Source organism: Aggregatibacter kilianii (assembly GCF_003130255.1).
GTDB lineage: Bacteria > Pseudomonadota > Gammaproteobacteria > Enterobacterales > Pasteurellaceae > Aggregatibacter > Aggregatibacter kilianii.
This window is the reverse complement of the sequence record NZ_NRCN01000001.1, coordinates 1,673,701-1,686,291: the sequence shown is the minus strand read 5'-3', so window position 1 is coordinate 1,686,291 and position 12,591 is coordinate 1,673,701. Positions and strand designations below refer to the sequence as shown.

13 protein-coding genes are annotated in these 12,591 nt (G+C 44.1%); 8 read left to right on the top strand and 5 right to left on the bottom strand.

Features of this window, described 5'->3' with window-relative positions; all coding sequences use genetic code 11:
* Positions 1–13: 13 nt before the first annotated feature.
* From lrp to DK428_RS07920, 3 genes are all read right to left on the bottom strand, one after another.
* Complete coding sequence (lrp, locus tag DK428_RS07930) at positions 14–493, bottom strand: leucine-responsive transcriptional regulator Lrp (RefSeq protein WP_065295544.1); 480 nt, start codon at positions 491–493, stop codon at positions 14–16.
* Positions 494–652: 159 nt separating this feature from the next.
* Positions 653–2,026, bottom strand: coding sequence for a DNA repair protein RadA (gene radA / locus DK428_RS07925; protein ID WP_109063553.1), 1,374 nt, complete (start codon positions 2,024–2,026; stop codon positions 653–655).
* Positions 2,027–2,036: 10 nt separating this feature from the next.
* Positions 2,037–3,107, bottom strand: coding sequence for a CYTH domain-containing protein (locus DK428_RS07920; protein WP_109063552.1), 1,071 nt, complete (start codon positions 3,105–3,107; stop codon positions 2,037–2,039).
* A 162-nt stretch (positions 3,108–3,269) separates the two neighbouring features.
* Here DK428_RS07920 and DK428_RS07915 point away from each other — a divergent pair, with 162 nt between their 5' ends.
* The 7 genes from DK428_RS07915 (at position 3,270) to DK428_RS07885 (ending at position 9,822) form a co-directional block, all read left to right on the top strand.
* Entirely contained in the window at positions 3,270–3,950 is a 681-nt protein-coding gene (locus tag DK428_RS07915) for a TIGR00153 family protein (RefSeq protein ID WP_109063551.1), read from the top strand.
* Between the two features lie 24 nt (positions 3,951–3,974).
* On the top strand, positions 3,975–5,240 hold the full coding sequence (locus DK428_RS07910; protein WP_109063550.1) for an inorganic phosphate transporter: 1,266 nt from the start codon (positions 3,975–3,977) through the stop codon (positions 5,238–5,240).
* Between the two features lie 68 nt (positions 5,241–5,308).
* Entirely contained in the window at positions 5,309–5,920 is a 612-nt protein-coding gene (locus DK428_RS07905; RefSeq protein ID WP_109063549.1) for a TIGR04211 family SH3 domain-containing protein, read from the top strand.
* Positions 5,920–7,191 (top strand): multifunctional CCA addition/repair protein, encoded by a 1,272-nt coding sequence (locus tag DK428_RS07900; protein ID WP_109063548.1) that lies wholly within the window; start codon positions 5,920–5,922, stop codon positions 7,189–7,191. The genes DK428_RS07905 and DK428_RS07900 overlap by 1 nt, the downstream gene beginning before the upstream one ends.
* Positions 7,192–7,275: 84 nt before the next feature.
* Positions 7,276–7,902, top strand: a complete 627-nt coding sequence (gene lolB / locus DK428_RS07895; RefSeq protein WP_109063547.1) for a lipoprotein insertase outer membrane protein LolB — start codon at positions 7,276–7,278, stop codon at positions 7,900–7,902.
* Positions 7,903–7,905: 3 nt separating this feature from the next.
* Positions 7,906–8,832, top strand: coding sequence for a 4-(cytidine 5'-diphospho)-2-C-methyl-D-erythritol kinase (ispE, locus tag DK428_RS07890; RefSeq protein WP_109063546.1), 927 nt, complete (start codon positions 7,906–7,908; stop codon positions 8,830–8,832).
* Positions 8,833–8,871: 39 nt separating this feature from the next.
* Entirely contained in the window at positions 8,872–9,822 is a 951-nt protein-coding gene (locus DK428_RS07885) for a ribose-phosphate pyrophosphokinase (protein WP_109063545.1), read from the top strand.
* Positions 9,823–9,905: 83 nt separating this feature from the next.
* Here the strand turns inward: DK428_RS07885 and DK428_RS07880 are convergent, their stop codons facing one another.
* The gene (locus DK428_RS07880) at positions 9,906–10,394 is read right to left on the bottom strand and encodes a YbaK/prolyl-tRNA synthetase associated domain-containing protein (RefSeq protein ID WP_109063681.1); all 489 of its coding nucleotides are present in this window, start codon (positions 10,392–10,394) and stop codon (positions 9,906–9,908) included.
* Positions 10,395–10,551: 157 nt separating this feature from the next.
* Here DK428_RS07880 and DK428_RS11640 point away from each other — a divergent pair, with 157 nt between their 5' ends.
* Positions 10,552–10,698, top strand: a complete 147-nt coding sequence (locus DK428_RS11640; RefSeq protein ID WP_165819765.1) for a hypothetical protein — start codon at positions 10,552–10,554, stop codon at positions 10,696–10,698.
* Between the two features lie 216 nt (positions 10,699–10,914).
* Here DK428_RS11640 and mepM read toward each other — a convergent pair whose 3' ends face one another.
* A complete protein-coding gene (gene mepM, locus DK428_RS07875) occupies positions 10,915–12,447 on the bottom strand; it encodes a murein DD-endopeptidase MepM (RefSeq protein WP_109063544.1) in 1,533 nt (510 codons plus the stop codon).
* Positions 12,448–12,591 lie beyond the last annotated feature (144 nt).

Genomic DNA, 12,591 nt, shown 5'->3' with positions numbered 1-12,591 from the left:
TACGACTTGTATGCTATTTCAACTGTAAAAAATTAGTTTGTTTCACTTCTTCCATCACTACATAAGTGCGGGTGTCATTCACGCCCGGCAAGCGTAATAAGGTCGTGCCGAGCAATTTACGGTAGGCCGCCATATCCGCGACTCGGGTTTTCAGCAAATAATCAAAATCACCGGAAACCAAATGGCATTCTTGGATTTCATCTAATTGCTGCACCGCCACATTGAATTCTTCAAACACATCCGGCTTACCACGCACCAAAGTAATTTCCACAATTACCAACAACGGCGAATCTAATAATTCCGGGTTCAACAAGGCACGATAGCCCATGATCACTCCTTGTTTCTCCAAGCGTTTCACCCGCTCCAAACAAGGCGTCGGCGACAACCCCACTTTCTTGGACAAATCAATGTTGGAAATTTTTCCGTTACGTTGCAATTCGTTGAGAATTTTTATGTCGATGGCATCGAGAGCTTTGGATAGTTTTTTTTCCATGGGATTTTGAGTTGAGTTTAAAAATTGAGGGAAGATTTTAGCGTAAATTAGGGGAAATTTCAGTAATAAAGTAAGGTGTCGGTATTTTGGCGTTATTTTTACGTTTATCTTTAAATTAAAGATTAGATTTCGCCCGATGGATATCGGGCAAAACCCATTTTAAAAATTATCCAACACGCCAATCGCATCCCAAAGCTTCTTCACCGTAAACACCTGCATATTTTCTACCGGATGTTTTGGCTTATTCCCAAAGGGCACAATAGCGCGTTTAAAACCGTGTTTAGCAGCTTCGCTGATACGTTCTTGTCCGCTTGGTACCGGGCGAATTTCGCCCGCCAGCCCTACTTCACCAAAAACCACTAAATCTTGCGGCAACGGGTGATTGCGGAAGCTGGAAATGAGGGCTAAGAGCAAGGCTAAGTCGGCGCCGGTTTCCGTGACTTTGACTCCACCGACGACATTGACGAAAACATCCTGATCCCCCATTTGTACACCACCGTGGCGATGTAGCACGGCAAGCAATAAGGCAAGGCGATTTTGTTCTAGTCCCACAGCAACACGGCGCGGATTAGCCAACATGGAATGATCCACCAAGGCTTGAATTTCCACCAACAACGGTCGAGTACCTTCCCACAGCACCATTACCGAACTGCCTGAGGTTTGTTCATCACCACGACTTAAAAAAATCGCTGATGGATTTTTTACCTCTCTCAGCCCTTGCTCCGTCATGGCAAACACGCCTAATTCATTCACGGCGCCGAAACGATTTTTGTGACTACGCAACGTACGATAGCGCGAATCGGTTTCGCCTTCCAATAATAAAGAACAGTCGATAACGTGCTCCAACACTTTCGGCCCTGCCAAGGTACCGTCTTTCGTCACATGACCCACCATCACGATCGCGACCTGACGGGTTTTCGCATAACGGGTTAAAAAAGAAGCGCATTCGCGCACTTGCGCCACGCTACCGGGCGAGGATTGAATATCGGCTAAGTGCATGACTTGAATAGAGTCGATAACAATAATCTGTGGCTTTAACTGATCCGCCAAATGACAAATTTGTTCCACGGAGGTTTCCGACAGCATGTGGAGTTTTTCCGGCGGTAGCCCGAGGCGTTTAGCGCGCATCGCCACTTGTTGCAAAGACTCCTCACCGGTCACATAAAGTGCGGTCATTTTTTGTGACAAATCACACATCACCTGTAACAGTAACGTACTCTTCCCTGCGCCAGGATGGCCGCCAATCAAAATCGCACTCCCCGGCACGACACCTCCGCCCAATACGCGATCCAATTCCTTAAAACCGCTACTAAAACGCGGCGTTTCTTGCAAGCTAATTTGATCTAAGGTTTGGATTTTGGCGCGGGTTTCACCGGCATAACCGGTAAAACGATCCGCTTTATTATTTGGCGCAGAAACCAACCGCACTTCGGTAATGGTGTTCCACGCTTTACAGGCGGAACACTGCCCTTGCCAACGAGAAAATTCCGCGCCGCAGTCGTTGCACACATACGCCGTTTTTGCTTTTACCATGATAGCCGCCTTATTCGCCAAGCGTTAACGTCATCAGATGAAGCATACGCTGTGCATACTGTGGCGTTTGGATAAGATCGAACAATTTATTCATTGCTAACGCGTTGTCTTTCGTTTCGCTATGCAAGCGAATAACCTCACGAATTTGCGCAAATAATTGCGCGTTGGCCTCAGTCAATTCCGTCAACACATTTTCCAAAGCGTAGTGATGATTTGCTGCGACCTGCTCGTTGAGCGCCGTTTCTAAGAGATTTTTGTTGTCGTCATAATAATGTGCCAAATTAAAAAAGGCACCGACACGCTCAACGGTTTTAATAAAATCGGTAGCAAAAAAATCCACACCCAACGCCAACGTTTCTTCGATTAAATCTTGTTCGTAACGCAAAAGTGCGGTCAGTTTTTCCGATGTTTTTTTGGCGTATTTTTCCGTATGCAAAAAGCCGCGCCAACGTTCAATCCAATCTGAGGCTTTCGGATCTGTGCCCTGCGCCAGTTGATACCCCCGTTTGGCTTTGCTCATGGAATAAAAATGCACTTTGCCTTGATAACGCTGTAGAAAATCCGCCACAAAGGCAAAAAATGGCGCCAATCCGCCTTCTTTAATTTCAAATTCAATTTCGCTAATGACCTGCTGTTTTTCACCCACAATAACATTGCCCAAATCAACCGCCACTTCAATTTGGCTTGTCGGCGTGGCCTGAATTAACCACATTTGACGCTCAAAATCCGTGCTAAAAATCGCGTTTAGCGGATCCGTTGTCTCTAACGATAATTCATATTGTTCGGTTAACACGGCCAAATTCGGCTCGGCATTCGGCAACGTCACATTGTATTCGGGACGAACGTGCAAACCGCCCGCCACCTTGCCGTCGGTTTTTAGTGTTAACGTATAATCATTGTCTTTTTGCCGAACGCGCAGCCCCATATTGTGGCGGGTAAAATACCCATCGGCCGTATCATAATAAGTGTTAACCAGAAAGTTTTTTTGATGCTCAATCACATTAAATTGCGCGAAAATGGTCGTTAATTGTTCAATTTGAATATTTTCTGCCGCCAGTTTTAATTCAATTTCATCATGCATAATAAATCCTTTAAATTCATAAGGTTTTCTGTTTTATTGCCGTTTTCGCCGCTCATTATCCGATAAACGCCGTTTTTTTTCGATCAAAATCGTGAATTTTTCATTCATATCATGTAATATGCGCGCTGAGTTATTAACCTTGATTAAAGGAGTCACTTTATTATGGTAATGAATAATATCCTTGGATTATTCGCCCACTCCCCTTTAAAACCTCTCCAAAAACATTCCAACAAAGTTACCGAATGTTGTGAACTGTTAATTCCTTTCTTTGAAGCAACTTTCGTGGACGACTGGAACAAAGCGGAACAAATTCGTTTAGATATTTCCGCTCACGAACGCCAAGCGGATAGTTTAAAACGGGAAATCCGTTTGAAATTACCACGCGGCTTATTTATGCCGATTGAACGTACGGATTTATTGGAATTAGTGACTCAACAAGATAAATTGGCCAATTATGCCAAAGACATTGCCGGACGTATGGTGGGTCGCCACTTTGGTATTCCGCAAGAAATGCAAGCGGAGTTTATGAGCTATTTAAAACGCAGTTTGGATGCGACCGGACAGGCTCATAAAGTGATTGAAGAAATGGATCAATTATTAGAAACCGGTTTCAAAGGTCGCGAATTGAATTTCGTAAATCAAATGATTAACTCACTTGATGCCATTGAAGACGATACCGATCAAATACAAATTAAATTAAGAAAAATGCTGCTTGATATTGAAGATCGCTACAACCCGATCGATGTTATGTTTTTATACAAAATTATCGAATGGGTTGGCGTATTGGCCGATCAAGCACAACGCGTTGGCTCGCGCATTGAACTCATGCTGGCGCGTTCATAATTTTCATTAATTTAGGTATTTTTCATGGAATTACTCTCTCAATACGGCTCGTTATTGATTATTATTACGGCCGTTTTCGGCTTTTTCATGGCCTTTGGTGTGGGAGCCAACGATGTTTCGAATGCAATGGGAACATCTGTTGGCTCAGGTACTATCACGCCAAAACAAGCGATTATTATTGCAATGATTTTCGAAGCTGCCGGGGCCTATTTAGCCGGCGGCGAGGTTACCGAAACAATTAAAAGCGGTATTATTGACACCACCCAATTCATCGACCGACCTGAAGTGTTGGTTTTCGGCATGATGGCCGCCCTATTTGCCTCCGGCGCATGGTTATTAATCGCCTCCAAAATGGGCTGGCCGGTTTCCACCACGCACTCAATCATCGGTGCTATCGTAGGTTTTTCTTGTGTAACGGCCGGTTTCCACTCCGTAGATTGGAGCAATATCAAAAATATTGTAGGAAGTTGGTTTATTACACCGGTCATTGCCGGTTTCTTAGCTTACGGGATTTTTATCAGCACTCAAAAACTGATTTTTGACACAGACAGCCCGTTTAAAAATGCACAAAAATACGGCCCATATTACATGGGAGTAACCATCTTCATTTTGTGTATCGTCACCTTAACCAAGGGATTAAAACACGTCGGATTAAATTTAACCGGTACGGAAAATGTCCTGATTTCGTTGGCTATCAGTGTTGTCGGTATCATTTATTGCTACTTCTATTTCCGTAGTCGTAAATTTAAATTTAAAATGTTGGAAGGCGGTACCTTTGGTGGGGTGGAAAAAGTCTTCAGTATTTTAATGCTTATGACCGCCTGCGCTATGGCATTTGCCCACGGTTCAAACGATGTGGCGAACGCCATCGGTCCACTTTCTGCCGTGGTAGCCATTATTGAAAGCGGTGGCCAAATTATAAATGATGCACCATTGGCATGGTGGATTCTACCGTTAGGTGCCAGTGGTATTATGGTTGGACTGGTTGTCATGGGATACAAAGTGATGGCGACTATCGGTACAGGGATTACGGATCTGACCCCAAGTCGTGGTTTTGCCGCACAATTTGCCACCGCAATGACCGTGGTCGTGGCATCGGGTACCGGCTTACCGATTTCCACCACACAAACGTTGGTAGGCGCTGTATTGGGTATCGGCTTTGCACGCGGTATTGCGGCGATTAACTTGATGGTGATTCGTAACATCTTTGTTTCTTGGGTTGTTACCCTACCGGCAGGCGCATTATTCTCTATTATTATTTACTATCTATTACAAGCTGTTTTCCATTAATCAAGACGTAAAAGTGCGGTCATTTTTCACCGCACTTTTGTTTCTTATCCGCTTGGGATTTCCTATATATGAAAAAAACGATTAATTATCTCCTCGCACTCGGTTTTCTCGGTCTGGGCATCAATCTAGCCCATGCAGAAACCAAATATGTTACAGAAAACTTATCAACTTATTTACGCAAAGGCGCCGGTGATCAATATAAAATTGCTGGGGCAATTCAGTCAGGCGAAGCAGTAACCGTACTTGATCAAAAAGACCGATACACTTTAATTCGAGATGCGAAAAACCGTGAAGCTTGGATTCTTACCAGCGAGCTCAGCAATGAAGCCAGTAGCAAATTAGAAAATCCAAAACTCAAAAGTCAAATTCAAGAATTAAGCCTGAAACTAAATCGTTTAGACGGTGATTGGCAGCAACGCACGGTGGAAATGCAACGTCGTACCAAACAGGCGGAAGAACAAAGTAGCGAATTATTAGAACAAAATTCTCAACTGAAACGTGAATTGGAAATCACTAAAAATAAAAATCGTGATTTAGAGGCTATGCTTGATGCCGGCAAACGCGAAATTGCCATTCAATGGTTTATTTACGGCGGTTCCGTATTAGGTGTCGGCTTATTAATCGGTTTAATCCTACCGTTAATCATGCCGAAACGCCGTCGTCGTGATGGTTGGGCATAATGGCCGACGCTCCATTTCAAATTTATTTGGTTGGCGGAGCTGTGCGTGATCAGCTTCTCAACCTGCCCGTAAAAGACCGCGATTGGGTAATTGTGGGGGCAACGCCACAAACTTTGCTCAATCTCGGTTATCAACAAGTAGGAAAAGACTTTCCCGTTTTTCTCCATCCGCAAAGCAAAGAAGAATATGCTTTAGCACGTACCGAACGCAAATCAGGCCAAGGTTATACGGGGTTTATTTGTGACTTTTCCGCCGATATTACCCTTGAGCAAGATTTAATGCGTCGCGATCTCACCATTAACGCCATGGCACAGGATTTACAAGGCAATTTATACGATCCTTACCACGGAGCAGATGATTTACAACAACGCATTTTGCGCCATGTTTCCCCCGCATTTGCAGAGGATCCCTTGCGAGTGTTGCGCGTCGCCCGCTTTGCCGCACGCTATTATCATTTGGGGTTTACTATTGCGCCGGAAACTTTGCAGTTAATGCAAACACTCACGGTACAAGGCGAATTGCAACATCTCACCGCCGAGCGGGTTTGGGCGGAAACGGAAAAAGCGCTAAACGAAAAAAATCCTGAGATCTATTTTGAAACCTTACGTCAGGTCGGCGCACTTGCCGTATTATTTCCTGAATTAGAGGCATTATATGGCGTGCCAAATCCCGCCAAATATCACCCTGAAATTGACAGTTTCGTGCATACTATGCTGGTCTTGCAACAAGCAACCTTGCTTTCGGAACAGGTGGATTGCCATAAAAGTGCGGTGCGTTTTGCCGCCATTTGTCATGACTTAGGCAAAGCAAAAACGCCAAAATCCAATTGGCCACACCATCACGGCCATGAAAAATTAGGCATGACACCCACCCGCAATCTGTGCAAGCGCCTCAAAGTGCCGTCCTATTATCAACAACTGGCAGAGCTAACTTGCGAATATCACACGCATATTCACAAAATCTTTGAACTGCGCCCGGAAACCGTAGTGAAACTGTTTAATACGTTCGACGTGTGGCGTAACCCATTACGTTTTATGGAATTTTTATTGGTGTGTTTTGCCGACACCCGTGGCAGAAAAGGCTTTGAACATACCCAGTATCCACAGCAAGAATTTGCCTTGGCTTTATATCAGGCAGCCTTAAAAGTCGATATTCAATCCATTATTGCGGCAGGTTTTGAAAATAAAGCCATTCGTGATCAGCTTAATCGCGGTCGTATTTTTGCGGTGAAACAAAAACGCACGGAAATCTTACCGCACTTTAAACCCTAGCCGCAGGCTATTTAGGAAGAATTATTTACTCCACCCACAGGGACGCGTAAAATACTCCCACTTTTTCAGGATGAATCATTGCTTATGAAAAATTTAATCTCTTACTTTTGGCTTTTGTTCGCGGGCTTATTATTAAGCGGCTGTGTAGTCACTGATCAACAACGCCCGACCGATGTAAAATATATCGAAAAAACCGATCCGACTTGGCAGCAACACTTACAACAAATCAAGCAAATTAAAGGTTATCAAGCCTTAGGGCAGCTTGGTTATATCAGCACCAAAGAACGTTTTTCCACCCGTTTTGATTGGCAATACAATAACCCGCAAAATTATACGTTGAAATTGTATTCCACTATCAGCAGTGAAACCCTGCAAATTCAAATGCATGCCAAAGGCATGACCATTTCCGACAACAAAGGCCGTCAGCGTTCTGCGGAGGATGCTCAAATGTTGTTGCGCGAAATTATCGGCATGGACTTCCCGTTGGAGCAATTTGCTTTTTGGTTAAAAGGCCAACCGAAAGATAACGATGATTATCAAGTGGGCGAAAATCACCTGTTAGCCTCTTTCAGCCATGTCTTCGACGGCAAAACTTGGACGGCGGATTATTTGTCTTATCAAACTAACCGTCAACCGCCGATGCCGGAAAGTATCTTACTGAAGACTGACGGACAAACACTGAAAATCCGTGTAGATGAATGGAAATTCTAAGGCATGAAAACATACCAATTTTCTACCGCACTTTTATCTACCAGCTCATCGGAAGGCGCTCATAGTTTGCGCTTTCCTTGCCCCGCCAAATTAAATCTTTTCTTATACATCAACGGCAAACGCCCCGATGGCTACCACGAGTTACAAACGCTGTTTCAGTTTTTGGATTTCGGTGATTGGCTACATATCAAGGTGCGTGATGATGGCAAAATCAATTTAATTTCGTCCATTGCCGATTTAAAAGTAGAAGATAACTTAATTTATCGCGCGGCAACCTTGCTCCAACAACATACCAATACTCCTCTTGGTGCCGACCTCGAATTAGATAAAATTCTGCCTATCGGCGGTGGCGTTGGCGGTGGTTCTTCCAATGCGGCAACCGCCTTAGTGGCATTAAATTATTTATGGAAAACAGGCTTAACGACCGAAGAATTAGCAAAATTAGGCCTCATGTTAGGCGCCGATGTACCGATTTTCGTGCATGGTAAAGCTGCTTTTGCAGAAGGTGTCGGCGAGCAAATTACCTATTGCGAGGCACCGGAGAAATGGTATTTGGTATTAAAACCCAATGTCTCGATCTCCACCGCTGTCGTGTTCTCCGATCCTGATTTACCGCGTAATACGCCAAAGAAACCATTACAGCAATTACTTCAAGAAAAATACGCAAACGATTGCGAAAAAGTTGTCCGGGATCACTATTCAGAGGTTGAAGAACTACTTAACTGGTTGGTAGAATATGCACCAGCTAGGCTAACCGGAACCGGCGCTTGTGTTTTTGCGGAATTTAACGATGAACAATCCGCTCAATTGGTTCTACAGGCAAAGCCCAAAAATTGCTTTAGTTTTGTTGCAAAAGGATTAAACCTTTCTCCATTACATGCAATGCTACAACGCATAAATGTTGAAAATTTATCCGGCTTAATCCGTTAACACTTATTTAATCATCTAACTCCTGAGGTCTAACTTACAATGCCAGATATTAAACTCTTCACCGGTAACGCGACACCGGAACTCGCCAAACGCATTTCCGAGCGTTTATTCACGTCATTAGGTAATGCCACTGTTGGTCGTTTCAGTGACGGTGAAGTGCAAGTGCAAATCAACGAAAACGTGCGTGGTAGCGATGTATTTATCATCCAATCCACCTGCGCACCAACCAACGACAATTTAATGGAATTACTAGTGATGGTTGATGCCTTACGCCGCGCCTCTGCCGGTCGTATCACCGCTGTGATTCCTTATTTCGGCTATGCCCGCCAAGATCGTCGTGTTCGTTCCGCCCGTGTACCGATCACCGCTAAAGTGGTTGCCGACTTCTTATCCAGTGTCGGCGTTGACCGCGTGTTAACTTGCGATTTACACGCAGAACAAATCCAAGGTTTCTTTGATGTGCCGGTAGATAACGTGTTCGGTTCTCCGGTATTAATTGATGACATTTTAAAGAAAACCGACTTGGTCAACCCAATCGTCGTTTCTCCGGATATCGGCGGTGTGGTTCGCGCCCGCGCAGTAGCCAAATTATTAAACGACACCGACATGGCAATTATCGACAAACGTCGTCCGCGTGCCAATGTCTCCCAAGTCATGCACATTATCGGTGATGTAGCTGATCGCGACTGCATTTTGGTTGATGACATGATCGACACCGGCGGCACCTTATGCAAAGCGGCAGAAGCCTTAAAAGAACGTGGCGCAAAACGCGTATTTGCCTATGCCACCCATGCCGTCTTCTCCGGCTCCGCAGCGAAACATATTGCCAGCGATGCGCTCGATGAAGTAGTTGTCACCGACACCATCCCGCTTTCAGCAGAAATCAAAGCCCTTGGCAAAGTGCGCTCACTCACACTTTCCGGTATGCTTGCCGAAGCTATTCGCCGTATCAGCAACGAAGAATCCATTTCTGCGATGTTTAACGAGTAAACCAAAAAAACACTCGAAAAATCGACCGCACTTTAAAACATAAAAAGGCTTAGAAAAATCTAAGCCTTTTTGCTTTATTCCAATTAATCCTTCCGAATAAATTCTACTAACCGTGGTTGCGCAATGCGCGCATAATCCGCAGTGTTTAAAATCACCGAACATTCGAGCGTACCTGCGTTAAATGCCAATTCATCATAACGTTGTAATAAACTCGGATCAGCAATGAGCAATAAATTCTCATGAAAACTAAAAGGCGGAATAGCGCCAAATACACAATCTGTAAGTACAGACACCTCCGCAGGGCTGGATAAAGAGGCTTTCTTTGCGCCAAAATTCGCAGCAATTTTGTCTAAATCCGCCTGTTGATCCGCCGGCAAGACAGCCAAAATAGTTTGTTTCACACCATTACCTTTCAAAGTACAAACCAACGCTTTCGCCCCCTGGCCGATTTGCGTACCACGAATTTTCGCAACGTCCTCCGATTTGCCTACCGACGAATGCTCTACCACCCGATAACGAGCCTGATTTTGGTCTAAAAGTGCGGTCAGTTTTTCAAATGTTTTTTCCGACATCATTCCTTCTCCGTAAAATATCAAGGCAAATTATAGCCTTATTTAGTCGGCGGAACATCTACTATAAAAAGGACCTCCGGAAATTAAACGAATTTGATGTTGATATGCTATAATCGCGCCACATTAAATCTAATAATCTAAAAACTAAAGGTATCTCATGAAAAAACTACTTCTTCTCTTGGCGGGTATTTTAACTCTCACCGCTTGCTCCCAACCAAAAGACATTTACTTCAACGGTTCCGAAGGTTCCCACTCCGGTTTGAAATACGACAAAGCCACCAAAACCTTTGGGGTAAACCAGTAAAATCTAGAATGTAATTAGCCGCAGGGCAACTGAGCATAACGCACATGAAGCTCTTGTCGGCGTTATGATTTGCATCGATGGATTTTTCAGGTATCGACATAATCATTTTGAAAATGGCTACCTAGTCCAGCCTTTAAAAACACATAAAAAAATAACCGCACTTTTGAATATTGCGTTCAAAGTGCGGTTATTTTTAGCGCTGTTTTTAATGACGGGTTATTTCAACAAACGTTCGGCTTCACTGGCTTTCACGAGGAAGGCTTTACGCTCGGCAGTGTCCATTCCGCTACTACCACCCGGTAGTTTCACGGTCAACGGGTTAACCGGGCGACCGTTAATGTGGAATTCATAGTGCAAGTGCGGACCGGTTGAACCTCCGGTATTGCCTGATAACGCAATGCGCTCACCTTTCTTAACAGATTGCCCAGCTTTCACCAGTGGGCGGCTTAAGTGCATATACACGGTTTGGTATTCACGGGAATGGCGGATCACAATGTAGCGTCCCGCACCGTAAGCCTGATAAGCGATTTTTTCTACCGTACCATCTGCCGGCGCTATTACCGGTGTACCTGTCGGCATGGCAAAATCCACGCCTTTGTGCGGCGCAATTCGACCGGTGATCGGGTGGCGACGGCGCGGGTTAAATGGCGAGGAAATACGTGCCTGACGTTGTAATGGGTAACGTGAGAAGCCTTTGCCTAAGGTTTCCCCTTGGCGATTATAATAACGACCGTTGCTGGCTTGAATGGCGTAATAACTCTTGCCGCCGCTTATAATGTGGATAGCCTCAACGTTTCCTTGACCGGTAAGCTTGTCTTCCAAATATTCACGAGAAACTAAAACGGAGATTTTCGTGTCTTTCTTCAATTGTTTAAGGCTCACCTGCCACTGCAAGGCAGAGAATAATTGATAAATCTGGCGGTTATCTAACCCTAATTTTTTCAAACTGTTAACGAAAGAGGACTCCATTTCGCCACGCAAGACCTCACGTTTCCACACGCTTTTCTTCTCAACAATTTGGCGCTTGAACTGCCCGCTTGCCTGTAATTCATAGATATGTTCTTTCTTCTGCGAAACCAGCCAGTTTAAATATTCCAACTCACCGTCGTTGTTTAAAATCCAGTAGAACTGTTGCCCGGCCTGTAAATGTTTCAACTCGGGATAAGAAGCGATTAACTGCTTGCTGGTGCTACTATCCAAACCGGATAATTCCAACACGTCTTTTAATGTATCGTCTTTCACTACAGTGTGACTGAATTGATCTTTAATGCGAATCGCCTGATCTGCCACATCTAAAATATTGGCGACCGCATCTTTTGCGGCATCCGGCAGTTTATCTAATTCATCTAACTCATCATGGGTTTTCACTTCTTCCACTTCGTCATCTTCGCCGACGTCATCATTATAAGATGTCGCATTATTATCAATAGTGATAATGCCAACAGTGTCAGCTAAGATTTGCGCTTCATGATACGCCTCGTTTGCAAATGACATGGTATAGGCGGAGGCAGGATAAAGCTCATCGGATAGAATATCTTGGAATTGGTCTTTCGCATCGACAAAACCATCGTTTTTTATCGGCTGATTGGAATAAATCGGATTATTAACTTCATCGATTTTATCGGAAGCAGTATCGTTTAAATGCAGGAAAAAACCGGTAAAAATAGAAAAAAGCGCAATAAAGAAAATAAGCGCTTTAATGCGCGATTTTCTTTTACGACGATCTCTTGCTAGTTTTACGTGTTGCACTACTTTGGTTCCCTTTACAACGGATGACGGCTTTAAGTTTATTTATGACCAAGCAAACTTTAAAAAATTCAGCAGAAAATGATAAATTCCAAACAAATGCGGCAATTATACACATAAATTTGCGTTCAACTTGTTAAACTGCAA

Excerpts from the sequence above, each read along its gene's own strand:
- DK428_RS07910 (WP_109063550.1), top strand. The coding sequence starts at position 3,975 with ATGGAATTACTCTCTCAATACGGCTCGTTATTGATTATTATTACGGCC.
- ispE (WP_109063546.1), top strand. The coding sequence starts at position 7,906 with ATGAAAACATACCAATTTTCTACCGCACTTTTATCTACCAGCTCATCG.
- lrp (WP_065295544.1), bottom strand. The coding sequence starts at position 493 with ATGGAAAAAAAACTATCCAAAGCTCTCGATGCCATCGACATAAAAATT.
- DK428_RS07915 (WP_109063551.1), top strand. The coding sequence starts at position 3,270 with ATGGTAATGAATAATATCCTTGGATTATTCGCCCACTCCCCTTTAAAA.
- DK428_RS07905 (WP_109063549.1), top strand. The coding sequence starts at position 5,309 with ATGAAAAAAACGATTAATTATCTCCTCGCACTCGGTTTTCTCGGTCTG.
- DK428_RS11640 (WP_165819765.1), top strand. The coding sequence starts at position 10,552 with ATGAAAAAACTACTTCTTCTCTTGGCGGGTATTTTAACTCTCACCGCT.
- DK428_RS07920 (WP_109063552.1), bottom strand. The coding sequence starts at position 3,107 with ATGCATGATGAAATTGAATTAAAACTGGCGGCAGAAAATATTCAAATT.
- DK428_RS07900 (WP_109063548.1), top strand. The coding sequence starts at position 5,920 with ATGGCCGACGCTCCATTTCAAATTTATTTGGTTGGCGGAGCTGTGCGT.
- lolB (WP_109063547.1), top strand. The coding sequence starts at position 7,276 with ATGAAAAATTTAATCTCTTACTTTTGGCTTTTGTTCGCGGGCTTATTA.
- radA (WP_109063553.1), bottom strand. The coding sequence starts at position 2,026 with ATGGTAAAAGCAAAAACGGCGTATGTGTGCAACGACTGCGGCGCGGAA.
- DK428_RS07885 (WP_109063545.1), top strand. The coding sequence starts at position 8,872 with ATGCCAGATATTAAACTCTTCACCGGTAACGCGACACCGGAACTCGCC.
- DK428_RS07880 (WP_109063681.1), bottom strand. The coding sequence starts at position 10,394 with ATGTCGGAAAAAACATTTGAAAAACTGACCGCACTTTTAGACCAAAAT.